Origin of the sequence: Clostridium sp. AF20-7, from assembly GCF_003479275.1 — a bacterium.
GTDB classification, from domain to species: domain Bacteria; phylum Bacillota; class Clostridia; order Lachnospirales; family Lachnospiraceae; genus Otoolea; species Otoolea fessa.
In genome coordinates this window covers 181,270-205,946 of record NZ_QUGF01000002.1, presented here as the reverse complement: position 1 = coordinate 205,946, position 24,677 = coordinate 181,270, and the positions used below count along the sequence as shown (strand labels likewise).

At 52.1% G+C, this 24,677-nt stretch carries 21 protein-coding genes and 1 riboswitch; of the genes, 20 read left to right on the top strand and 1 reads right to left on the bottom strand.

Translation table 11 applies throughout. From position 1 onward, the window contains the following. Nucleotides 1-24 precede the first annotated feature (24 nt). The 20 genes from DWX68_RS14600 to DWX68_RS02580 all read left to right on the top strand — a co-directional run bounded on the left by DWX68_RS14600 (nt 25) and on the right by DWX68_RS02580 (nt 23,304). Entirely contained in the window at nt 25-162 is a 138-nt protein-coding gene (locus DWX68_RS14600; RefSeq protein WP_182432118.1) for a hypothetical protein, read from the top strand. A gap of 43 nt (nt 163-205) precedes the next feature. Then, nucleotides 206-706, top strand: coding sequence for a DUF3783 domain-containing protein (locus tag DWX68_RS02670; RefSeq protein WP_118628543.1), 501 nt, complete (start codon nt 206-208; stop codon nt 704-706). A gap of 52 nt (nt 707-758) precedes the next feature. Then, nucleotides 759-2,267: a polyphosphate:AMP phosphotransferase gene (gene pap / locus DWX68_RS02665; protein ID WP_118628542.1), complete on the top strand. Its 1,509-nt coding sequence runs from the start codon at nt 759-761 to the stop codon at nt 2,265-2,267. 178 nt (nt 2,268-2,445) lie between these two features. After that, nucleotides 2,446-2,862: a VOC family protein gene (locus tag DWX68_RS02660; protein ID WP_243027499.1), complete on the top strand. Its 417-nt coding sequence runs from the start codon at nt 2,446-2,448 to the stop codon at nt 2,860-2,862. A 37-nt stretch (nt 2,863-2,899) separates the two neighbouring features. After that, nucleotides 2,900-4,165 carry an NAD(P)/FAD-dependent oxidoreductase gene (locus DWX68_RS02655; protein WP_118628541.1) on the top strand — a complete coding sequence of 422 codons (1,266 nt, stop codon included), beginning with the start codon at nt 2,900-2,902 and terminating at the stop codon, nt 4,163-4,165. A gap of 23 nt (nt 4,166-4,188) precedes the next feature. After that, the gene (cmk, locus tag DWX68_RS02650) at nt 4,189-4,890 is read left to right on the top strand and encodes a (d)CMP kinase (RefSeq protein ID WP_118628540.1); all 702 of its coding nucleotides are present in this window, start codon (nt 4,189-4,191) and stop codon (nt 4,888-4,890) included. Between the two features lie 86 nt (nt 4,891-4,976). Continuing rightward, on the top strand, nt 4,977-5,738 hold the full coding sequence (locus DWX68_RS02645; protein ID WP_147354936.1) for a hypothetical protein: 762 nt from the start codon (nt 4,977-4,979) through the stop codon (nt 5,736-5,738). 295 nt (nt 5,739-6,033) lie between these two features. Further along, nucleotides 6,034-6,211, top strand: a riboswitch (cobalamin riboswitch). A 41-nt stretch (nt 6,212-6,252) separates the two neighbouring features. After that, nucleotides 6,253-7,482, top strand: coding sequence for a sirohydrochlorin cobaltochelatase (locus DWX68_RS02640; protein WP_118628538.1), 1,230 nt, complete (start codon nt 6,253-6,255; stop codon nt 7,480-7,482). A gap of 5 nt (nt 7,483-7,487) precedes the next feature. Continuing rightward, nucleotides 7,488-8,411, top strand: a complete 924-nt coding sequence (locus tag DWX68_RS02635; protein WP_118628603.1) for a hypothetical protein — start codon at nt 7,488-7,490, stop codon at nt 8,409-8,411. Between the two features lie 87 nt (nt 8,412-8,498). Then, on the top strand, nt 8,499-8,750 hold the full coding sequence (locus tag DWX68_RS02630) for a YlmC/YmxH family sporulation protein (RefSeq protein WP_106999996.1): 252 nt from the start codon (nt 8,499-8,501) through the stop codon (nt 8,748-8,750). Between the two features lie 122 nt (nt 8,751-8,872). Next, nucleotides 8,873-9,370 carry a transcriptional regulator NrdR gene (gene nrdR, locus DWX68_RS02625; protein WP_117795612.1) on the top strand — a complete coding sequence of 166 codons (498 nt, stop codon included), beginning with the start codon at nt 8,873-8,875 and terminating at the stop codon, nt 9,368-9,370. Beyond that, on the top strand, nt 9,370-9,885 hold the full coding sequence (locus DWX68_RS02620) for a YqeG family HAD IIIA-type phosphatase (RefSeq protein ID WP_107000417.1): 516 nt from the start codon (nt 9,370-9,372) through the stop codon (nt 9,883-9,885). Before nrdR ends, DWX68_RS02620 begins: the two co-directional genes overlap by 1 nt. 238 nt (nt 9,886-10,123) lie before the next feature. Then, nucleotides 10,124-10,681: an elongation factor P gene (gene efp, locus DWX68_RS02615; protein WP_022358740.1), complete on the top strand. Its 558-nt coding sequence runs from the start codon at nt 10,124-10,126 to the stop codon at nt 10,679-10,681. 305 nt (nt 10,682-10,986) lie between these two features. Further along, entirely contained in the window at nt 10,987-11,751 is a 765-nt protein-coding gene (locus tag DWX68_RS02610; RefSeq protein WP_118522660.1) for a peptidoglycan recognition family protein, read from the top strand. A gap of 32 nt (nt 11,752-11,783) precedes the next feature. Further along, a complete protein-coding gene (gene argS, locus DWX68_RS02605; RefSeq protein ID WP_118628537.1) occupies nt 11,784-13,553 on the top strand; it encodes an arginine--tRNA ligase in 1,770 nt (589 codons plus the stop codon). Between the two features lie 22 nt (nt 13,554-13,575). Beyond that, complete coding sequence (locus DWX68_RS02600; protein ID WP_118628536.1) at nt 13,576-16,803, top strand: SNF2 helicase associated domain-containing protein; 3,228 nt, start codon at nt 13,576-13,578, stop codon at nt 16,801-16,803. Nucleotides 16,804-16,908: 105 nt separating this feature from the next. Further along, on the top strand, nt 16,909-18,591 hold the full coding sequence (locus DWX68_RS02595; RefSeq protein WP_107000415.1) for an ABC transporter ATP-binding protein: 1,683 nt from the start codon (nt 16,909-16,911) through the stop codon (nt 18,589-18,591). Further along, complete coding sequence (locus DWX68_RS02590) at nt 18,588-20,453, top strand: ABC transporter ATP-binding protein (RefSeq protein WP_118628535.1); 1,866 nt, start codon at nt 18,588-18,590, stop codon at nt 20,451-20,453. Before DWX68_RS02595 ends, DWX68_RS02590 begins: the two co-directional genes overlap by 4 nt. Before the next feature lie 250 nt (nt 20,454-20,703). Next, a complete protein-coding gene (locus DWX68_RS02585) occupies nt 20,704-21,690 on the top strand; it encodes a diaminopimelate dehydrogenase (RefSeq protein WP_118628534.1) in 987 nt (328 codons plus the stop codon). A 195-nt stretch (nt 21,691-21,885) separates the two neighbouring features. After that, complete coding sequence (locus DWX68_RS02580; protein WP_118482124.1) at nt 21,886-23,304, top strand: D-alanyl-D-alanine carboxypeptidase family protein; 1,419 nt, start codon at nt 21,886-21,888, stop codon at nt 23,302-23,304. Between the two features lie 113 nt (nt 23,305-23,417). On the opposite strand, the gene DWX68_RS02575 is transcribed toward DWX68_RS02580, so the two are convergent. Continuing rightward, a complete protein-coding gene (locus DWX68_RS02575) occupies nt 23,418-24,557 on the bottom strand; it encodes a DUF362 domain-containing protein (RefSeq protein WP_118482123.1) in 1,140 nt (379 codons plus the stop codon). Nucleotides 24,558-24,677: the final 120 nt, after the last annotated feature.

The window sequence follows — 24,677 nt, the reverse complement described above, 5'->3', positions numbered from 1 at the left end:
TCTGAAATGCGGAAACATACATAAATGAAACAAAAATCAGACAGCGGCAGACAGCGGACGAGCGAAAGCAAGTGGCTGATGCCGCTGTTTTTTTGTTTTTCTTGCACAGCAGGGGAGAAAAAGGATATAATAGAGAATCATATTGAGAAGCCGGAGAATTGATGAGGCGGGAATAAGAAACAGAGAGGAGAACCGATAAATTACGATGAAACCAACCGTATTATTGTATAATTTTACTGATTCCAAAAGAAAAATGAAGGTGCAGCAGGCGCTTATGCCACTGGGATTCCGTTTAAGGGCAGTGAAAAAGGAGGAGTACGGGCTGCCGGTGGGCGTGCTGGCTGGCGTGAAAGGACTGGATGAGGATGTCCTCAAGGAAGCCAGACAGGCAATAGAGACCGGGGAGGAAACGCAAAAAGAAGAGTCCGCTCAGAAACTGGCAGACGGGAGGCTGCAGCGAGAAGTGCCGGAGAACGATTCTTCCAGGAAAATGGATTTCTCAGATGAGATGGCGATCATGGCAGGCTTTTCTTCCGCCCAGATCGATGCATTTATCCACGCACTCCGAAAAAAGGGAGTCGGACGGATTGATTATAAAGCAGTCCTGACACCGTATAATATGAAGTGGGATTCGGTACAATTATACGAAGAGATCAAAAAAGAGCATGAGATGATGACGGGGAAGGGTAAAGACGAAGCGTTGTGATGCCATGGGATTGGTGAAAGGTCATTTTACTGCTTGATGTGGAGGTGGAAAGATGCTGGAAAAAGTAGATTTGAATAAATCAGTGGATAAGGAAAATTACAAGAAGCTTCGGGAAGAGATGGATGTGAAGCTGGGAGAATTGCAGCGCGCCTGTAAGGAGGAAAAGATCCCGGTTGTCATCGTATTTGACGGCTTCGGGGCAGGCGGTAAGGGAACGCAGATCAACCGCCTGATCCAGCCGCTGGATCCGCGCGGCTTTGATGTTTATGCGAGCCGGGAGACGGGGGAGGAGGAACGGATGCGTCCATTTCTCTGGCGGTATTGGACGAGGACACCGGAAGATGGACGTATGATGATCTTTGACAAGAGTTGGTACGATAAGGTTACCGTTGACCGGTTTGACAAAGAGACGAAGCGGCAGGAGCTAAACGGGGCGTTCCGGGATATCCTTTCATTTGAAAAGCAGCTGACAGATTCCGGCATGATTCTGATCAAATTGTTTCTGTATATTTCCAGGGACGAGCAGAAAAAGCGCTTTAAACGGCTGGAAGAAAGCAAAGAGACCGCGTGGCGTGTGACGGAGGCGGACTGGAAGCGCAACAAGGATTACGATACATTTCTGGAGATGAATGAGGAAATGCTGCAGCGGACGGATACCGGGTACGCGCCGTGGACGATCGTGGAAGCGACTGATAAAAATTATGCGGCAGTCAAGATTTTATCCACCGTCACAGACCGGCTGGAGTATGAGCTGAACCGCCGCCGAATGGAACGCGAGGAAGGGGCGGTGCATCCGCCGGTCAAACTTCCAGATGAGCGGTTTAAAAATGGTGTGCTTTCCGGCGTGGATCTGACGAAAACGCTGACACGCGAGGAATATAAGGAACGTCTGGATAAGCTGCAGAAAAAGCTGGAGGTGCTGCACGGCGAGCTGTACCGGCTGCGGATTCCGGTGGTGATCGGCTTTGAAGGCTGGGATGCGGCGGGAAAAGGCGGTGCGATCCGGCGCCTGACAAGCCACCTGGATCCACGCGGCTACAAGGTCAATCCGACGGCGGCACCGAATGATGTGGAGAAGGTACACCATTATCTGTGGCGTTTCTGGCGGGAGATGCCGAAAGCGGGGCATATTGCGATCTTCGACCGCACCTGGTACGGGCGCGTGATGGTGGAGCGGATCGAGGGCTTCTGCAGTGAGGCGGACTGGAAACGGGCATATCAGGAAATCAACGAGATGGAAGAGCACATGGCGAATTTTGGCGCGGTGATCGTGAAATTCTGGATTCATATTGATAAAGATGAGCAGGAACGCCGCTTTAAGGAGCGCATGGAGGCTCCGGCAAAACAGTGGAAAATCACGGACGAAGACTGGCGCAACCGTGAAAAATGGGACGCATACGAGCAGGCAGTCAATGAGATGCTGGTGCGGACCTCTACTACCTATGCCCCGTGGACGATCGTAGAAGGAAATTCCAAATATTACGCGCGCGTCAAGGTGCTGGAAACGGTTGTGGAGGCCATGGAGGAGAAGATCCGTGAGGTAAAAAAGCCGCGTAAGTGATAGAAAAAAGCGGGCTGTCGATTTGGCAATCATGTGTGGAAATATGCAGAAGCGCGGTTGCAATTCTTCGTAAGATACAGTAAAATCAATATTTAAAGAAAAAGACGGCAATTTTGAAAAACACAAACATTTGTGTAAACTTTGCGTTAAATGTAGCGATAGAAAGGAAACGGACAAAATGGAGCAGACAGCAAAAGAGCGCACACTAGCATTTATGGCAGAGCATGCGGGGGATCCAACCCCGATGGAATTATTTCATATGCACGTAAAACACGTGGGAATCAATACAAAATCGGAAGACGAGGCCTGGGAGGTTGCTGAGACACTGGCGCGCCTGATGGGGCTGATGCCGCGCGAGACGGAGAAAGCGGTGTTCAGCGGTGACATGACGGAAAATATGAAGGTGGAGAGCCACGGAACCTACGGCCATATTGGCTTTGGTGTAAATGATTGCGAGGCGGCGATCCGATACTTTGTGAACCGCGGTATGACGCTTCGGGAAGAGACGAAGCGCTTTGATGAGCAGGGTCGCTGTATTTTCGCCTATTTTAAAGAAGAAGTCGGCGGATTTGCGATCCACCTGGTACAGGATTGATAGCACCAGGCGATATAAAAACGAAAAGGATAGCAATATGAAAAAAATAATCGTGATCGGCGGCGGGGCAGCCGGCATGGCGGCGGCGATTGCGGCGGCGGAAAATGGCTGCGCGGCAACGATCTATGAAAAGAATGAGAAACTGGGAAAAAAGATCTATATTACAGGAAAAGGGCGCTGCAATGTGACGAATGACTGTGATATGGAAGGTCTGTTTGACAGTGTTGTGACAAACAGCCGCTTTTTATACAGTGCATTTTACGGTTTTAGTAACCAGGATATGAAGGATTTTCTGGAGGCGAACGGCTGTCATGTTAAGGTTGAGCGCGGCAACCGTGTCTTTCCGGTGTCTGACCGGGCATCGGATGTGACATCGGCGTTTGCAAGACGGCTGCGGGAACTGCGCGTGAAAGTAGAATTGAATCAGGGAGTCCGGGAACTGTGGCTGGAGGATGGTGTATTAAAAGGTGTGATTCTGGCGCAGGGCGGTAATGAGCGTGGGAAAAAGGGCTCCTACATAGCTGCGGATGCAGTGATCGTGGCGACGGGCGGTTTGTCCTACCCGACGACCGGCTCAACCGGCGATGGTTACCGGTTTGCGGAGGCTGCAGGGCACAAGGTGACGGAACTTTCGCCGGCGCTTGTTCCGTTTGAGACGAAGGAAGATGTGAAGGAGCTGCAGGGACTCTCCCTGCGGAACGTGGAAGCTGCTGTTTTAAATGGAAAGAAAGAGGTTTACCGTGAATTTGGTGAGATGCTGTTTACCCATTACGGCGTTTCGGGTCCGATACTCTTGAGTGCCAGCAGTTATGCGGCGAAAAAACTGAAAAAGGGTCCGCTGACTCTGATGCTCGATCTGAAACCGGCGCTTTCCATGGAACAGCTCGATGCGCGGATTCTGCGCGATTTTGAGGCGGAGAAGAATAAACAGTTTAAAAATGCGCTGAACCATCTGTACCCATCAAAACTGATACCAGTCATAATTCGCCGCAGCGGCATTGAGCCGGACAAGCAGGTCAACGCCGTGACGAAGGAAGAGCGGAGACGGCTGGCGGAGGTGACAAAGCATTTTACACTGACGCTGACCGGGCTGCGAGGTTTCAATGAGGCGATCATTACCCAGGGCGGTGTGACGGTAAAAGAAGTTAATCCATCCACGATGGAGTCGAAGAAGCTTCCAGGGCTTTATTTTGCCGGGGAAGTGCTGGATCTCGATGCAGTCACGGGCGGCTACAACTTACAAATTGCGTGGTCGACCGGTGTGCTGGCAGGACGGAGCGCAGCGGAAAATCATGAATTATAACGATATGAAAAAGGGGAAACGAAATGCCGATTAATATAGCGATTGATGGACCAGCCGGGGCTGGGAAGAGCACAGTGGCAAAGAAGCTGGCGGAAGATTATGGATATATTTATGTAGATACGGGGGCGATGTACCGGGCGATGGCATTGTATTTTCTGCGACAGGGCATCGACTGCCATGATGAGGCGGCGATCGGACGCGCCTGTGAGACGGTTTCCATTTCACTGGAATATGAAAATGGGGTCCAGCAGGTTTATTTAAATGGGGAGAATGTCAGCAGCGAGCTTCGGACGGAGGCGGTTGGCAATATGGCTTCGAATACCTCTGTCTATGCGCCGGTCCGCAAAAAACTGGTGGAGCTGCAGCGTGAATTAGCCGGACGCCGGGATGTCGTGATGGATGGCCGGGACATCGGAACGGCGGTTCTGCCGGATGCGACCCTGAAAGTATATCTGACCGCGAGCAGCCGTGTGAGAGCTGGACGCCGTTATAAAGAGCTGACCGAACGCGGGGAAAGCTGTTCCCTGGAGGCGATCGAGCAGGATATCATCGAGCGCGATTACCGCGATATGCACCGGGAATTGTCGCCTCTCAAGCAGGCGGAGGACGCCATTTTACTGGATACTTCTGCGTTGAATTTTGAAGAGGTAATGCGGGAGATGGAGAAGTTGGTTGAGGCGGCGAAGAAAAAGCAGAAAAATCCCATTGCCGTAGGCAATTTTTGATGGATTTTTGCGCGTGACTGTGAAGGTACTGAACAGTTACGAAAATGCCAGAAAAAAGGAGAAGTGGGAAAGGGGCGGCAGCAAACATGAGACGATTGAAACAAACATGGATCGCCGCAGCACTTGGGATGAGTGTATGGATGACCGCCTGTGCGGGCGCGGCATCGGAGACAGCCACACAGGAAGGGGCTGTCGATGAGGAGAGCCAGGGGGCGATCCGTGAGGCTGTGGCTGAAAATGATCAGGCGCAGGAGCAGCCCAAACGGGATAAAACGCAGGAAACTGAGCGGACGGAACCGCTCACGGTTGAACCAGTCCGGGAAACCCTCAATATGACGCATTTTGACAACTGTACCTTTGCAGCTGGGTTCAAACCGCAGCAGATCCATCAGGATGAAAGCAATGTTATCATCACATTGACGGTCTATGACTATGAGCATTTTCATAAGGCAGATATCGATGAACTGCAGGCGGGAGATACGCTGCTTATCGATGGGAAAGAATGTCTCATTACTTCGATTGACCGACAGGAGTCTGGGCGGATCGAGATCAATGGCGGTCCGGCACAGGGGGGAGAAGAGCTGAGAATGGTAGAGGAGGATTCCTTTTATGGCTTGGAGATGGCAGTCGGGAGAAGTTACCATAAGCTGGGAGAGGTTACGCTGCAGATGGATGAGAACTTTGTCCTGACAGATGATTCTGACCCGGATACACCGCCGCAGGTGTATACCGCGGAAGAATTATTCGCGATCCGTGATCGGCTGATCGGGGAGTTTAAGCCATACAACACGGCTGTGACGGTGAAGAATGAGAAAATTATTTCGATTTACCGGAAATTTATGCCATAAAAAATATAAAATCATTAAGAGGAGGAGAGCACCTTTTATCCGGATGAGAGAGTTCACGGGTAGGCACTTTTGGAACCGAAAGTGCCGTAGGAAAACGTGGTGGCAGCAGGAATTTGCCGTATTTAAATGCGAAGCCACGGCAAATTCCGTTACTGGGCACGTGCGTGAAGAGTAACCGGATGAGAGGTGCTTTTTTGATATAATTTCCAGGATAAATTGACTTTTAAGCATACCCCATCTATAATGAAACAAGCTGATATGGGCAGTGGGTGCCGCTGTTTGTGCCAGACCAGTCAGATTGCTCGGATTGGCAGGCGCGGACAGGGGGTAAAAGGGAAACAGGTGCAAAACCTGTGCGATCTCGTCACTGTGAACCGGAGAGTGGCGCCGCAGATGCCATTGCGAAAGTGAGAAGGCGCGGCGTGCATGATGACCCGAAAGCCAGGAAACCTGCCGGCTGTCGTGAACATATCGGTTAGAACTATTTTTGTGCGAGTCACACAAGGAGGAAAACATGAGAAAAAACAAAAAAGTAGTTGTAAGTGCAGCGGCAGTTACGATGTCCGTATTGCTTGGAGCCTGCGGTGGCAGTACATCCAGCCAGGCAACCTCGACGGAGGCGGCTTCTGAGGCAGAGACCGAGGCAGCTGAGAGCGCCGATTCCGATCAGGAAGCAGCAGATAAGGTGGCAAAGCTGATCGATGACATCTATGTACAGGAGCGCACCGATGACACGGATGAGCAGTGCAAGGCAGCCAAAGAGGCATGGGATGCCCTGACTGACGAGCAGAAGGAACTGGTAGAAGGCGAGAACGCAGATCCAGATTATTTTGGTCGTGATACCGGCGACGCGAGCCTGGACGATCCGCGCAATCAGGATGAGATTGGCGACAAGGAGATCCTGGTAGTCAGCTTTGGTACTTCCTTCAACGACAGCCGTGTGAAAGATATCAAGAGTATCGAGGATTCCATCCAGGATGCATTCCCGGATTGGGCAGTCCGCCGTGCATTTACCGCACAGATCATTATCAACCACGTTGAGGCTCGTGACGGCGAGTGCATCGACAATATGGATCAGGCACTGGAGCGCGCCGTGGAGAACGGAGTTAAAGAGCTGGTTGTCCAGCCGACCCACCTGATGCACGGTGCTGAGTATGACGAGATGGTTGAGGCGCTCGAGAAGTATCAGGATAAATTCGAGCAGATAGCTGTCGCAGAGCCGTTGTTGGGTGAGGTTGGCGACGATGCAACCGTTATCAATGCAGATAAAGAGGCAGTTGCAAAAGCAGTTGTAGCAGAGGCAGCTTCGGAAGCAGGTTTTAAAGATGCAGCTGACGCAGCCGATCAGGGAACTGCATTCGTTCTGATGGGGCATGGTACCGCACACGTTGCAAAGGTAACCTACAGCCAGATGCAGACCCAGATGCAGAATCTTGGATATAGCAATGTATTTATCGGTACCGTAGAGGGCGAGCCGGAAGAGACCTCCTGTGAGTCTGTTATCGAGGCAGTGAAGGCAGCAGGTTATAAGAATGTCGTTCTTCGTCCGCTGATGGTAGTTGCAGGTGATCACGCAAACAACGACATGGCAGGCGATGACGAGGATTCCTGGAAGAGCCAGTTTGAGGCATCAGGTGCATTTGACAAGGTAGATACTCAGATTTCCGGTCTGGGCAGAATTAAAGCGGTAGAATCATTCTATGTTGCTCATACACGGACAGCCATTGATTCTATTGCGAAATAATGTATATGAAAAAGAAATTGAATTTAGCGGCGCTTCTGCTTGCTGCCGCTTTTCTCGGAGCGTGCGGAGGACAGAAACAGGACGCAGCTGACACCGTGGCGCAGACAGAGAGCGCAGAAACCGAGAATGCCGATCAAAAGAGCAGCATTGACCTTGCAGACGGCGTCTACACCGTCGATTTTAAGACGGACAGCAGTATGTTCAAGGTCAATGAATCGAAAAATGGAAAAGGCGTCCTGACGGTCAAGGATGGCGAGGCGACACTCCATATCAGCCTGACCTCGAAAAATATCGTGAATTTGTATCTGGGTACTGCGGACGAAGCCAAGGAAGATGAAGCCGGTTGGCTGCAGCCAACCGTGGACACGGTTACTTACAGCGACGGTCTGAGCGAGGAGGTCAACGGCTTCGATGTGCCGGTTCCGGCGCTCGGAGAAGAATTTGACCTGGCTCTGATTGGTAAGAAGGGCACCTGGTACGACCACAAAGTAAGGGTAGAAAATCCGGTTTCCGGAGAGGTAGAGGACGCGGAAGCGGCATCATCCGAGACGGAGAATAGCGATGATGCGGCAGATGCCCAGAAACCGACAGGGCAGACTGCAGATGTGGCAGACGGCACTTATACCTGTGAGGTAACCCTGCAGGGAGGTTCCGGCAGAGCATCGGTGGACAGCCCGGCGACCATTATCGTCAAGGATGGAAAGGTGACTGCCGATATTGTCTGGAGCAGCCCGAACTATGAGTATATGCTGGTGGATGACGTGCAGTATGATCCGATCCAGACCGAGGGCAATTCCGAGTTCCAGATTCCGGTAACGCTGGATGAGGATGTAGCGGTCAGTGCCTTGACGGTGGCGATGAGCCAGCCGCATCTGATTGATTATACGTTGCATTTTGACAGCGTGACGTTATCAGAAGTTACGAAATAAAAGTAGATAAAAATACCTGTCCAGGAAGAACCTCCCGGTCCTTTTGTACATATTTTGATTACAGAAGGATCCGGGAGGTTTATGTCTATGCGTATCTGTGAACTCAAACAGCGGGAAGTTATAAATGTAAAAGATTGCAAGCGCCTTGGTTTTGTGGGCGACGTCGATTTTGACATCAGCACGGGAAAAATGCTTGCGATCATCGTGCCGGGACCGGGCTGTGTCTGGGGCTTTCTGGGGCGGGAAAAAGAGTACATAATTCCATTCTGCGACATCTGCCAGATAGGGGATGACATTATTCTGGTGAGGCTGAAAGAAGAGAGAGAAAAGAAGGAATAAAGAAGGAATAGCGGAAAACTTCTGCTTGCAGAAGCGCACTTCCTGCGATATTATAATAAGTATGATATGTTATGAAAACTTGGCGGGGGCATATCAATAAAACCAGAAAAGGGGAAGAGCGATTGAAGTGTCCATTTTGCAACGCGGCTGACACGAAAGTAATCGATTCACGGCCTGCGGATGACAACAGTTCTATCAGACGCCGGAGACAGTGCGAGACTTGTGGAAAGCGTTTTACCACATATGAAAAACTTGAGACAATCCCTCTGATGGTTGTCAAAAAGGATAATACCCGGGAGATGTACGACCGGGCGAAGATAGAGGCAGGAATCCTGCATTCCTGCCACAAGCGCCCAGTCTCTCCGGGACAGATTTCGGCGTTGATCGACGATGTGGAAAACAATTTATTTAACCGGGAAGAACGGGAGATCTCGACCGCGGTGATCGGGGAACTTGTGATGGAGCGGTTAAAGGATCTGGATGTGGTTACCTATGTGCGGTTTGCATCGGTATACCGGGAGTTTAAAGACGTCGATACATTTATGGAGGAACTGCAGAAGATACAGCAGCGGAATGTGCCGTCGTATGAGTCTGGAAAGAACGGGGAAGAGACCAGATGATGGGAAATGCGTTTTATCCGGATGAATGGCTGGATTCTGCGTATGATATCCCGTATGAGCAGTTTTACCAGAAGGGAATGCGGGGTATCATATTTGATATTGACAATACGCTGGTGCCGCACGGTGCCCCGGCGGACGAGCGGGCAGTACAGCTGTTTGAACGTTTGCGGGCGATCGGGTTCCACACCTGTCTGCTCTCGAATAATAAGGAGGCGCGGGTCGCCCCGTTTGCCGGACAGGTAGGTTCGGATTATATTTACAAGGGCAGAAAACCGAAGCGCAGCGGATACAGGCAGGCGATGCGCCGGATGGGAACGGGCGAGCGCTCGACGATGTTTGTCGGGGATCAGCTCTTTACGGATGTGTACGGGGCGAGGCGGACAGGCATCTATTCGATTCTTGTAAAGCCGATCAATCCGAAGGAAGAGATCCAGATCGTGTTAAAGCGGTATCTGGAGAAAATTGTCCTGTGGTTCTATGTGAGAAGACAGGAAAAAAATAGCGGAAGTTTGTAGCTGGGTGTTTTTGAACGGTTTGAAAGAGCTTGCCAAGTGGCAGAACTGGATGCTGACAGGAGTGCCGGAAACGGTGGAAAATCAGTTGTTTTCAGAAAAAATATCGGCAATTTTAGAAAAATAAGGGGCGGAATTGACATGATGTGCCCTGTGTTTTCAAAAAAGTAGTTGAAAAAGAGGATTTTATAGTATAAAATAAAAAAGATAAAGCGAGTATTTTCAAGGAGGAGCATCATTTATGATATCAGCGGGCGATTTTAGAAACGGCATCACACTGGAGATTGATGGCAACGTATACCAGATCATGGAATTTCAGCACGTAAAACCGGGAAAGGGAGCTGCGTTCGTTCGTACTAAAATTAAGAACGTAATGAATGGCGGCGTTGTAGAGAAAACCTTCCGTCCGACCGAGAAGTTCCCGTCTGCCAGAATCGACAGAGTTGATATGCAGTATCTGTATTCCGATGGCGACTTATACAACTTCATGGATGTAAACACATATGAGCAGGTAGCTTTAAACCAGGAGACAATCGGCGACGCACTCAAGTTCGTAAAAGAGAACGAGATGTGCAAGATCTGTTCTTACAACGGCAAGGTATTCTCCGTAGAACCGCCGCTGTTCGTAGAGCTTGAGATCACAGATACAGAGCCGGGCTTCAAGGGCGATACCGCTACAGGCGCTACCAAACCGGCAGTTGTAGAGACTGGCGCTACTGTATATGTACCGTTATTCGTAAACCAGGGCGATAAGATCAAGATCGATACACGTACTGGTGAATATCTGTCCAGAGTCTAAGTTATAACATATACGTCAGAAAGGTCTTCACGATACCGTTTGTACCCTTGTGGGGAGGCAGTCGTGTCACTGACAGGTTTCTGACTGGAAACAGAGATTACTGTTTGTGGCAGGCATTTTCCTTTGCTGGTTATGCAGCGCATGAACAGTAGCAAGCAGAGAAACTGTTGTAAGATCCGGAGGAAACGTCGAGATTTTACAACAGTTTTTTTGCTTAACATATCGGGGAGGCGTCTATGACGCGTCCGTTGGTTCATCTCAGAGAGCGGGTTCGGAGCGAACGGTGCTCATGGGGAGTGATAAATATGGAGAACGGAAGAGAAGACCGTCTGCGTCTGGGGGAAGAGGATGAGCCGGGGCGCAGATCTGGTGGCAGGAAGAGGCGTACATCCGGCAGGCAGACGGCAATCCGCCGGGAGCGGACGAGGCAGCAGAAGAAGCGCCGTGTGATGATGCGGCTGTTTTTGTGTCTGCTTATTTTCCTCCTGGGTGCGGGAACAGGCTGGACGCTGCGCGGGAAAATGATCCGCAAGCTGATCGATCCGTCCACGATCGAGATGCCAAACTGGGTTGATGAGCAGCTTCTCACGGTCAACCGATATTCCAGACCGGGGACGAATATCCCGGTCATCAACGGGATCGTGATTCACTATGTGGCAAATCCTGGGACGACGGCACAGCAGAACCATGATTATTTTGAGGGATTGAAAGATCAGAGCGGCAGTAACACTGTTTCCGTCAGCAGCAATTTCGTGATCGGTCTGGACGGCGAGATCATCGAGTGCGTTCCGGTCGGGGAGAAGGCATATGCCTCCAATGAGAGGAATGCGGACACCGTTTCGATTGAGTGCTGCCATCCGGCGGCAGACGGAAAGTTCACAGACGAGACGTATGACTCGCTGGTAAAACTGACTGCATGGCTGTGCAAGCAGCTCGATTTAAGTCCGAAAGACGTGATCCGTCATTATGATGTGACTGGAAAGGCGTGCCCGAAGTATTTCGTGGATCATGAGGATGCCTGGAAGCAGTTCCGCAAGGATGTGAAAAAGGCAATGCGGAAAGATATATAATATACGATATAAATTATGAAAGGGAATCTAGTATGAAAACGATTTTAGATTTGATCGTGGAAGAACTGAAACCGGCGTTTATCGGCTGCGGGTACGATGAGAAGTATATCCGCGTGACGGTATCAAACCGCCCGGATCTCTGCGAGTATCAGTGTAACGGCGCGATGGCAGCTGCCAAAGCGTATAAAAAGAAACCGATCGATATTGCCAATGAGGTGGTGGAAAAGACAGCCGGAAGCAAGATGTTTTCTGAGATCAACGCCGTGATGCCTGGATTTATCAATATCCGCCTGAATCCGTGCTACCTGGCATCCTATGTACAGCAGGTGGCAGAGGATGAAAAGCTGGGACTCAACGCAGCTAAGAAGCCGGAGACGATCATCATCGATTACGGCGGAGCCAATGTAGCAAAACCACTGCATGTCGGACACTTACGTTCCGCGGTCATCGGAGAGAGCATCAAGCGCATCAGCCGCTATATGGGACACCATGTCATCAGCGATGTGCATCTGGGTGACTGGGGATTGCAGATGGGACTGATCATCGAGGAGCTGCATGACCGTCAGCCGGATCTGGTATATTTTGACCCGGATTATACCGGCGAGTATCCGTCGGAGCCGCCGTTTACGATTTCCGAGCTGGAGGATATCTATCCGGCAGCGAGCGCGAAATCCAAGGTAGATGCGGCATTCCGTGAGCGGGCACAGCAAGCAACCTTCAAACTGCAGAGTGGCTATGCACCGTTCCATGCGATCTGGAAGCACATCATGAACGTGTCCTTGAAGGATCTGAAAAAAAACTATGGCAATTTAAATGTATCGTTCGACCTCTGGAAGGGCGAGAGCGATGCGCAGCCATATATTCCGGGACTGATCGAGGATTTACAGAAAAAAGGTCTTGCCTATGAGAGCGATGGCGCGCTGGTTGTCGATATCGCACAGGAAGGGGATGCGAAGGAATATCCGCCTTGTATCGTCCGCAAATCCGATGGTGCGGCGCTGTATGCGACTTCCGATCTGGCGACGATCATCGAACGTGAGCAGGATTTCCATCCGGACCGCTACATTTACGTCGTAGACAAGCGCCAGGAGCTTCATTTTATCCAGGTATTCCGTGTGGCGAAGAAGGCGGGCATCGTCAAAGAAGATACGCCGATGATCTTCTTGGGCTTCGGTACGATGAACGGCAAGGACGGTGGTCCGTTCAAGACACGTGAGGGCGGTGTTATGCGTCTGGAGCACCTGATCAAGAATATTGATGAGAAGGTATATGAGAAGATTCAGGAGAAGCAGAAGGTTCCGGCGGACGAGATGACACGCACGGCGGAGATTGTCGGTCTGGCGGCACTTAAATATGCCGATCTTTCGAATCAGGCGACCAAAGATTACATTTTCGATGTAGACCGCTTTATTTCCTTCGAGGGAAATACAGGTCCACATATCCAGTATATGATCGTCCGCATCAAGTCCATTCTGGAGAAATACAAGGAACTGCGCGGTGCGGATGCTAAAGTGGTTCCGATCCGTCCGGCTGAGAGCGAGACAGAGAAAGCACTTCAGATGGCGCTTTGCCGTTTCGGCGAGGTGACAGAATCTGCATTCTACGAGACGGCGCCGCATAAGCTCTGCCAATACATGGCGGCAGTGGCGGATGCGTTCAATGCATTCTATCTGGAAAATAAGATCCTCTCCGAGGAGGACGCAGCGAAGCAGGCAGCCTTTATCAGCCTGATCACGCTGACCAAGCGGGTGCTGGATACCTGTATGGATCTGCTCGGAATGGAATCGCCGGAACACATGTAATCTGTAATATGGAGGAATCCTCATGAAAATAATAAAAATGTCCGTAGATACCTTCTGGAAGGGCGAAGTACGGGTACAGGGACAGATTGAGGATGAGACAAAGGTATATCAGACAAGAATTTTTATCAAGGGTAGTCAGATCTATGACTACTCTTGTTCTTGTGCGGAGGGAAATTCATTCCGGGGTCCCTGCGTGCATGCAAAAGCGCTTCAGGAGGCGTTTGCCCGCCAGCAGAAAGCCGAGCATACACCGCCGGTTTCGACTTCGCCGGAGATCCGGATGATGATCCGGGAGTACACGAACCGGGAAGTAGCGCGGATTCTGGGCGAGGAAGAGCGGGAACCGGTCTATCTGCATCCCTATTTACAGATCCGGCGCGGCGAAGTGCTTTTGGAGGCACGGATCGGACGGGAAAAACGGTATATTGTGAAAAACCTGCTGGAATTTGCACAGGCGGTTCACAGCGGAAAACGGGTGGAATACGGAAAAGGCATGGCGTTTGAACACGTCCCGTCTGCCTTTGCGCCGGAAAGCCGCCCATTTTTAGATCTTCTGCTGGAGGAGGCGGACGCCTACATACGCCATTATGAGGAGATGCGCGGTCATGCGGGGCTGCCGCTTCCGGTGATGCGGGCGTTAACGCTGGGATCTGCAGCGAGGGATCGGCTGTTTGATCTTTTAGAGGGAAAAGAAGTCCAGACGGAGGACGAGAAAGGTGCTGAACGTGTGTGCCGGGTTGAGCGCAAGGATCCACGTTTCCCGGTGGAGGTGGAAGCAAGGGGCGATGGAATTGCGGTTACGGTTCCATCGGCTCTAACCTCGTTCCGGGGAGAACAGCGTCTGTATGTGGCAGATGGATTGCATCTGTTTGGATGCAGTGAACTGTATACAGAAACGATGGGCGTTTTTCTGGAGCAGATGGAACAGGGCGGAGGAGAGTGCAGAAGCCGGAAAGAGAAGCGGGAGCTGCTGGTTGGAAGCCGGGATATTCCGCTCTTTTATGCGCGGGTGCTGGAAGGCATGGAGGCACTTGGGATCTTGCAGAGCCCGGAGATCGATTGGGAGAAATACCGCCCAGAGGCGTTGAAAGCCCGGTTTGAGTTTGACAGTGATTCGCCGGACGAGCTGCGTCTGCGTCCGACGCTTTCCTACGGAGATTTTACGTTTTCGCCGCTGGCGGACGAGCATGTTCCGCGGGAGATCTGCCGGGATGTACCGGCGGAATTTTATATCAGCCGCCTGATCACGCGGTACTTCTCTTACTGGGAGGATGAGAGCGGCGAGCTGGTGATCCGCGGGGATGAAGAAGCGCTGTACCAGGTTCTGAGCGAGGGAATGCCGCAGTTTCAGGAGGTGGGCGAGGTATGGCTGTCAGAGTCTGTCCGCCATCTGCGCGTCCTGCCCCCGCCGGAAGTGTCGATGGGGGTTTCTCTTGGAGGCGGCTGGCTGGATCTGAAGATTGAGACGGCGGGAATCGACCCGGCGGAGCTTTTGCAGGTACTCAGTGAATACCGCCAAAAAAAGAAATATTACCGCATGAAAAATGGCGAATTTTTGCAGCTTTCGGGCGGCGGCCTGCAGGCGCTTGACAGCCTGACTGCGGATCTGGGACTGACAAAGAGTGAATTTCAGGCGGGGGAGGCGAAGATACCTGCCTACCGTGCTTTTTATCTGGACAGTCTCTCGGGCGACGGCAGGATGAAACTGTTTCAGCGGGATGAAGCCTACGGGATGATGGTGCGCGATCTAAAAACGGCGCAGAGTGTCAGCTATGCGGTTCCGGCGGTGCTGGAAAAGACGCTGAGGGAATACCAGAAGATCGGATATACGTGGATGCGGACGCTGGCGCGGTATCATTTCGGTGGGATCCTGGCAGATGATATGGGACTGGGAAAAACGCTGCAGGTGATTGCGCTTCTGACGGCATTTTATCAGGAAAAAACCGAGCAGAAAGCGGCTGGAAATGAAGGCAGTGGGTCAGAATTACCTCTTCCGTCTTTGATCGTCTGCCCGGCGTCGCTCGTCTACAACTGGGGACAGGAATTTGCCCGGTTTTCGCCGGGGATCCGCGTGCTTCTGATTGCCGGGACGGCGAAAGAACGGCAGGAACAGCTGGAGGAGCAGATGCGGATGGAGGCGTCTGAGGGGGCGCAGGTGATCATCACGTCCTATGATCTGTTGAAACGGGATCGGGCGGCGTATCTGGGACGCACGTTTGAATATGAGATTATTGACGAGGCGCAGGTCATTAAAAATGCAAAGACACAGGGCGCGAAGGCGGTAAAGGAGATTTCGGCGAATGCCCGTTTCGCTCTGACGGGAACGCCGGTGGAAAACCGGCTCAGCGAGCTTTGGAGCATTTTTGATTTCCTGATGCCGGGATTTTTATACAGTTACCGGAAGTTCCGTGAGCGGTATGAGCTGCCGATCGTGAAAAATCAGGATCCGGAAGCATTGACGGCACTGCGGCGGATGACGGGACCGTTTGTCCTGCGCCGCTTGAAAAAGGATGTGCTGCGGGAGCTTCCGGGCAAGGAAGAGAGGATCGTTTATTCGGCGGCGTCGGGGCGGCAGCAGAAGCTTTATACGGCGTCGGCGTTGAAACTGAAAGAGGCGCTGGCTGGCGGCGCGTGGTCGGGTAATGGAAAATTGGAAGTGCTTTCCCAGCTCATGCGGCTGCGCCAGATCTGCTGCGATCCGGCACTCTGTTTTGAAGATTATACGGGGGAATCGGCGAAGCTGGAGACCTGTGTTTCGCTGATCGCATCAGCGTCTGCGGCGGGACATAAGATCCTGCTCTTTTCCCAGTTTGCCTCGATGCTGGAGCGGATTCGGGAACGCCTTTTACAGGAGGGCATTTCGTCCCATCTTCTGGTCGGCGCGACCCCGAAGGAGGAACGCAGCCGGATGGTGCAGGCGTTTGCCTCGGATGAGGTTCCGGTGTTCCTTATTTCCCTGAAAGCCGGGGGAACGGGACTCAACCTGACGGCGGCGGATATCGTGATTCATTACGATCCGTGGTGGAATGTGGCAGCGCAGAACCAGGCGACCGACCGCGCGTACCGGATTGGGCAGGAAAAGCCGGTCACGGTATACAAACTGATCTTAAAGGATACGATAGAAGAAAATCTTTTGAAGCTGCAGAATGCGAAGCTTGCGCTGGCGGCGCAGGTGGTTTCAGAGGGAATGGTTTCACTGGGCGATTTGAGCCAGAATGAACTGATGGAGCTGTTTGAACAGAATCCATAAAAAAATTTGCAGAAATAACGGGCAGGAGGAAAAAGCGTGAAGCAATGGAAACGATACAAATCATATATACTGCCATATAAGAGCGCCTTTATTCTGGGACCGCTCATGATGGTAACGGAGGTGCTGGGTGAGATTCTGCTGCCCAAATTTATGTCGATGATTATTAACCATGGCGTGGCGCAGAAAGACGGCGGATACATTCTCAAAATGGGACTTGTGATGGCGATTACCTCCTTTTTGATGGCGGCAGGCGGCATTCTGGGGGCATATTTTGCAGCGAAGGCGTCGATTTCCTTTACCAGCGATCTGCGCCGCGACTTATTTGCCAGAGTGCAGCAGTTTTCATTTAAAAATATCGATACGTTCAGCACGGGATCGCTGGTAACCCGTCTGACGAACGATATCCAGCAGGTACAGAACCTGATTATGATGGGACTTCGGATGATGCTGCGCGCGCCGGGCATGTTCCTGGGGGCGCTTGTGATGGCGTTCTGGATGAATGCGGAACTGGCAGCTGTCATCCTGGTGGTGATTCCGCTTCTGACGGCGGCGATCGTCTGGATCCTACGGACTGCCTACCCGCGGTTTACAGCCATGCAGAAAGCGCTGGATACGCTCAATAGCGGCATCCAGGAGGTGCTGACGAACGTGCGGGTGGTAAAATCCTTTGTGCGGGAAGACTACGAGGAAAAGCGGTTTGCCGACACGAACCGGGAGCTCAAGGAGGCAGGGCTGCGGGCGCTGAAGATCGTAATTGCGACGATGCCGGTCATGATGTTCGCGATGAATGTGACGACACTGGCAGTTGTCTGGTTCGGCGGAAACCTGATTATCGGCGGACGGATGGCGGTCGGAGATCTGACGGCATTTACGACCTACATTGTACAGATTCTGATGTCACTTATGATGCTCTCAATGGTATTTTTGCAGAGTTCCCGCGCGATGGCGTCCATCCGGCGAATCGATGAGGTGCTGGATGAGCCGATTGATCTGAGCGATGAAAATGCATCACAGAAGGATCGGAAGGTTGAGAAAGGACGCGTGGAATTTAAGGATGTTTCCTTTTCCTACCGCGAAGGCGGTGAGCCGGTTCTATCCCACATCAGCCTGACGGCAGAGCCGGGAGAGACGATCGGCATCCTCGGTGCGACCGGAAGCGGAAAAACGTCGCTGGTACAGCTGATTCCCCGCCTCTATGATGTGACAGAGGGGAGTGTGCGGGTGGATGGTATCGATGTGCGGGAGTATTCCCTGAAAAATCTCCGGGACGGCGTTGGCATGGTTTTACAGAAAAACGTCCTGTTTTCCGGCACGATCGAGGAAAACCTGCGCTGGGGTGATGAGACGGCGACGGAGGAAGAAGTGCGGCGGGCAGCAGTGTATGCGCAGGCAGATTCCTTTGTGAATTCGTTTGCCGAAGGCTACAAAACGGAGATGGGACAGGGCGGCGTCAATGTATCCGGCGGTCAGAAACAACGGCTGTGCATCGCAAGGGCACTCTTAAAGAAGCCGAAGATCCTGATTCTCGACGACAGCACCAGTGCGGTCGATACGGCAACGGAGGCGGCGATCCGGACGGCATTCCGGGAAGATTTGAAAGATACGACGAAATTTATTATCGCACAGCGGCTGAGTTCGCTGGAATACGCGGATCGGATTCTCGTCCTTGAGGACGGCAGGATTATCGGAGAGGGAACGCAGGAGAAGCTGCTGGCATCCTGTGAGGCGTACCGGGAGATCTATGAGACGCAATATGGAAAACGGGCAGACGGGGAGGGGATGGCATGATGGATGAAAAACAGATTGAAAGCCTGAAACGCCGATATGGCAGCCGCATAGCCGACGCGCCGAAACGCCGCCGGGGACCGGAACGGATGGCGGTCATGAAGGGCGGAAAGCCCAAGGCGGGCGGTCAGACGATGCTACGCCTGCTTTCATACTTAAAACGCGACCGGATGGCGATGACAGTCGCCTTTTTCTGTGTGATCCTGGGGACGGTGACGAATCTGGCGGGCGCCTATATGCTGCGCCCGATCATCAACCGGTATATTGTGCCTTTAGATGGCAGCTGGGGCGATGTGGCGGGGCTGTTCCGTTCCCTGTGTGTGATGGGATCGGTTTATTTAGTCAGCGTTGCCGCTGCCTATATGCAGTCGCGCATCATGCTGCAGGTGGCGCAGAACGCGCTGCAGCGGCTGCGGGAAGAGCTGTTTAACCATATGCAGACGCTTCCGCTCCGGTTTTATGATACCGGCAGCAACGGCGATCTGATGAGCCGTTTTACAAACGATGTGGATACGATCGGCATGATGCTCAGCAGTACGCTGGTGCAGCTTTTATCCGGCGCACTCAGTATTGTGGGAACGCTGGTGCTGATGATTTACACGAACGTGTGGCTGACGGTGATTACGCTTGCCATGATGCCGGTGATGCTGCGTGCCGGTAAATTTGTTGCCGGACGGAGCCAGAAATATTTCTCTGCCCAGCAGGCGGCGCTTGGCGCGATGAACGGCTATATTGAGGAGACCGTGCAGGGGCAGAAGGTCGTCAAGGTATTCTGCCATGAGGAGATCGCAGAGGAAGAATTTGGATGGCTCAATGCGGATCTGAAAGAAAAACAGATCCGGGCGCAGTTTTTCGGCGGTGTGATGGGACCGGTCATGAACAATTTAAGCCAGTTAAATTATGGACTGACAGCCTGCATTGGCGGTCTGCTCTGTGTGTTCCGGAACTTTGATGTCGGTGGACTGACCGTATTTTTAGGTTTTTCGCGGCAATTTTCCAGACCGATCAACGAGCTTTCCATGCAGGTTGGAAACGTATTTTCGGCGCTGGCAGGCGCGGAGCGCGTGTTTGCAGTGCTGGATGCGGAACCGGAGGCGGCAGATGCGCCGGATGCGGTTTCGATCGCGCCGATCCGCGGTGAGGTGGTGCTTGACCATGTGACTTTCGGCTATGAGCCTGGGCAGGTGATTTTGAAGGATATTTCGCTCTATGCGAAGCCGGGACAGAAGATCGCCTTTGTCGGCTCGACGGGAGCCGGAAAAACGACGATCACGAATCTGATCAACCGTTTTTATGATATACAGGGCGGCTCGATCACGGTGGACGGCGTCGATGTCCGCCGGATGCACCGGAAGGAGCTGCGGGAAAATATCGCGATGGTTCTGCAGGATACGCATCTTTTTACCGGCACGGTACGGGAAAATATTCGATACGGGCGGCTGGATGCCACGGATGAAGAAGTTGTTGAGGCGGCAAAAACGGCATCGGCGCATTCCTTTATCATGCGTCTGCCGGATGGGTATGACACGATGCTGGAGGGCGACGGTGCAAACTTAAGCCAGGGACAGCGCCAGCTTTTAAACATTGCGCGGGCAGCAGTTTCTAAAGCGCCGATCCTGATTCTGGATGAGGCGACGAGTTCGGTCGATACGCGGACGGAGAAGCACATCGAGCACGGCATGGACCGGCTGATGGCGGACCGGACAACCTTTGTCATCGCCCACCGGCTTTCGACAGTCCGCAACGCCAATGCGATCATGGTGCTGGAGCACGGGCAGATCATTGAGCGCGGCGACCATGAAGATCTGCTGGCGCAGAAAGGGCGGTATTTTGAGCTGTATACCGGAATGAAGGAGCTGGAATAAGGCTTTCGTTGAGAATTAAATGAGAATTTGTTTCCTGTACGCGTGAACTCACCTATATTGAAAAACGGATGGATCTAGTGTATAATGGGAACACTTGAAATTTTGTAACTGTTCAGTGGGTCTGCACATTTACTGCGCGTGACTGTGAAGGTGCTGAACGGTTACGAAATTTTTAAGTAAAATCGAGTCACGGAACCTGGAAAGTCGAGATGGATCCGTGGCAAATTTCGTACCGTGAGGAGGAATATCTATGAGTATCCGAGTTGGAATTTTAGGATATGGAAATCTGGGACGCGGCGTGGAGTGTGCGATCCGCCAGAATCCGGATATGGAACTGAAAGCAGTATTTACACGGCGTGCGCCGGAAACGGTCAAGATCCTGACCGAGGGCGTACCGGTTTATCATGTAGATGAGGCAGAGGCGAAGAAAGACGAGATCGACGTTTTGATTCTCTGCGGCGGTTCGGCTACAGATCTGCCGGTCCAGACCCCGAAATATGCACAGTGGTTTAACGTAGTGGACAGCTTCGATACCCATGCAAAGATTCCAGAGCATTTCGCAGCAGTCGATGAGTCCGCACAGAAATCCGGAAAGGTTGGCATCATCTCCGTTGGCTGGGATCCGGGTATGTTCTCCCTGAACCGTCTCTATGCAGCTGCATGCCTGCCGGAGGGCGAAAATTATACATTCTGGGGCAAGGGCGTCAGCCAGGGACATTCCGATGCGATCCGTCGGATCGAGGGCGTCAAGGATGCCAGACAGTACACAATCCCAGTTGAGAGTGCACTGGAGGCAGTCAGAAGCGGCAGCAGCCCAGAGCTGACCATCCGCGAAAAACACACCAGAGAGTGCTTTGTTGTGGCAGAAGAGGGCGCGGATCAGGCAAAGATCGAGAATGAGATCAAGACCATGCCGAACTACTTTTCTGATTATGACACAACGGTTCATTTCATCACCGAAGAAGAACTGAAACGCGATCACAACCGTCTCCCGCACGGTGGTTTCGTACTCCGCAGCGGTAAGACCGGCTGGAACAAAGAGAACCACCATATCATCGAGTACAGCTTAAAGCTGGATTCCAACCCGGAATTTACTTCCTCCATCATCGTGGCATACGCACGCGCGGCATACAAGATGAACCAGGAAGGCCAGAAGGGTTGCAAGACCGTCTTTGATGTGGCACCGGCGTATCTGTCGGCAGAGAGTGGGGCAGATCTGCGGAAGAAGTATCTGTAATAATTTCAAATTTTCCTTTCAACTTGTATTGTCGCTTAAAATGAAGTAAAATGTAAGACAGATTTGCATGATTTGTACCTGCGCAGCACTGGCAAAATCCGTTAAAGTCCGCGCAATGAGTGAACGTAACTTTACGTTTGCGGGAGCTGGCGGGTAGGAGAAAAGCGAAAATACATACAGGAAGGACAATATACGATGAATATATGGAAAAAATCCGTGCGTTCCCTCTGCCTGGGAATGGCACTTATGATGTCTGTGTCATGGACGGCATTTGCTGCGACAGATGGGGCGACCGGTCCGGGACAGGCGGCAGGAGGCTCGGTCTCCGGCGCAGTTCCTTCGGGAGCAACGGTTACTTCACAGAATGCAGCTCAGCCGACGGTGGCAGCGCAGGGCGCAGTGCTCTATGATGCGACGCACAACCAGTTCCTGTTTTCCAAGAATGCGGATACGCAGTATTATCCAGCCAGCATCACGAAGCTGATGACGGCGCTTCTGGTAGCGGAAAACTGTAATCTGAGTGATACGGTAACCTTTTCCCAGACGGCAGTTTCGAATCTGGAATCGGGCGCGGTGACGCTGCAGGTCAAGGCGGGCGATACCTTTACGGTTAAGGACTGTCTCTATGGTCTGCTTTTAAAATCGGCAAATGAGGTGGCAAACGGACTGGCGGAGCATGTGTCCGGCAGTGTCAGCGCGTTTGCGGATAAGATGAATGAGAAGGCAGCGTCTTTAGGATGCACACATACGCATTTTGCAAACCCGAACGGTCTGAACAATGCGAACCATTTTACAACCGCACATGATATGGCGCTGATTGCAAATGCTGCATTCAATAATGCGACGGTGCGTCAGGTTGCATCGACCCTGCATTACGATTTCCCGGCGACTGCCAGCGTGCCGACGGTGCGGACGCTTACGATGGGACATAAGATGCTCAATCCGGCAAATTCCCAGTACTATGAGGGAATCATAGGCGGAAAGACCGGTTATACCTCCCTGGCAGGCAACACGCTGGTAACGTGTGCAGAGCGAAATGGCGTGCGCCTGATTGCAGTTATTTTAAAGAGTTCGCAGACCCATTATGACGATACGAAGAAGCTGCTGGACTATGGTTTTGCAGTGGCGGGAAGCGCATCCGGCACACCGGCTGGCACAAACACCTCGGTATCGGATGCGGCGAACAACAGTACGTCAAATTCCAGCAAGCCGTCCGGCAATACGACCAGCAAAAATACCTCTTCTTCCGGCAGCCAGGGTGGACCGGGTAGCTCTGGAGCTGGCAATGCAGCTGCTCAGGGCGACGGTGCGTGGCAGCAGTTTGGAAATGAATGGAAATACCTGAAAGCAAACGGAACCTACGCGGCAAATGAGAGTCTCCTGATCAAGGGGGAGACATACTATTTCCATGCAGATGCGTGGATGGCGCGTGACTGGCAGATGGTAAACGGCTCCTGGCATTATTATACCGAAAGCGGGGCTATGGCGAAGAGCCGCTGGATTCAGACGAATGGATACTGGTATTATGTGAGTGCTGACGGAGCATTGTTTGTCAATGGAACGACACCGGACGGATATAGAGTCGATGCGAATGGTGTCTGGATTCAGAAATAAAGAAGAGCATAAAACGGAGCCGACCGGCAGAAAAGACCGGGGCGGCTCCGTTTTTCACAGCTCTGCGGCCGCAAAAAGACCGGCGGAACAGCTGGCAGATGGGGGTGATGTTATTATAGTGTGATCAATTCATACTCCCGGCTTCCCAGACCGATCTTCTCCGCGTGTGCCAGGCAGCTTTTCCACTCAGATTCTGGTGTGGAATTTGTGAAATGGTCATGGTGATCGTGGAAATCCGGATCAGCAAGATGTTTTGCAAGCTGGCTGCCCGGCATCGGAGCAGCGGCCAGACAGGCGTCCACACAGGCCTGATCGAGTGCCAGCGGATCGAAAGAAGCAAACATACCAAGATTTGGAAGGATCGGTACGTCATTTTCACCGTGGCAGTCGCAGTTCGGGGAGACGTCAACGACCAGGGAAATATGGAAGTTTGGACGTCCATCCACAACGGCTTTTGTGTATTCCGCCATACGGCAGTTTAACAGCTCGTTGGCTGCGTTGTTGTCAAATTCGATCGCGTCAAAGTTGCAGGCGCCGAGACACCGTCCGCAGCCGACGCAGTGCTCAGCATCCACGTGCATTTTTCTGGAGGCTTCATCGAAAACGAGACCGCCGTTGGCACATTCCTTCTGACAGCGGCGGCAGCCCCGGCAGAGCTTTTCCTTGACGTGTGGTTTTCCACTGCTGTGCTGATCGGTCTTACCGGCGCGAGAACCGCAGCCCATGCCGATATTTTTGATCGTACCGCCGAAGCCGGTCATCTCATGTCCCTTGAAATGGGTCAGGCTGATAAAGACATCGGCGTCCATGACGGCGCGGCCGATCTTAGCTTCTTTGATGTATTCGCCTCCGGCCACCGGAACAGCGATGTCATCGGTGCCTTTTAATCCATCACCGATGATGATTGGACATCCAACAGTCAACGGGGTAAATCCGTTTTCCCAGGCGCATTCCAGGTGCTCGAGCGCATTCTTGCGGCTGCCTGGATACATCGTATTGCAGTCTGTTAAAAATGGTTTGCCGCCCAGCTCTTTGATGACATCAACAACGGCTTTGGCATAATTCGGACGCAGATAACTGATATTTCCAAGTTCACCAAAGTGCATCTTGATAGCGACAAATTTACCATCCATATCGATGGAACCGATCCCGGCTTTACGGATCAGTTTTTTTAATTTGGTAGGGAGACCGTCGCCAAATGCAATGGTGTGGAAATCTGTAAAATATACCTTTGCTTTTTCGGTTTTTGACATATGAATACCTCCTGATAGATGGCTTTTTTTGATTTTTTCTCAGTCGAGAAGACGCCCACCTCTTTAGGTGGCGAGTAATAGTAAAGTGATAAAAATATCAATTCTATTATACCGGAATCG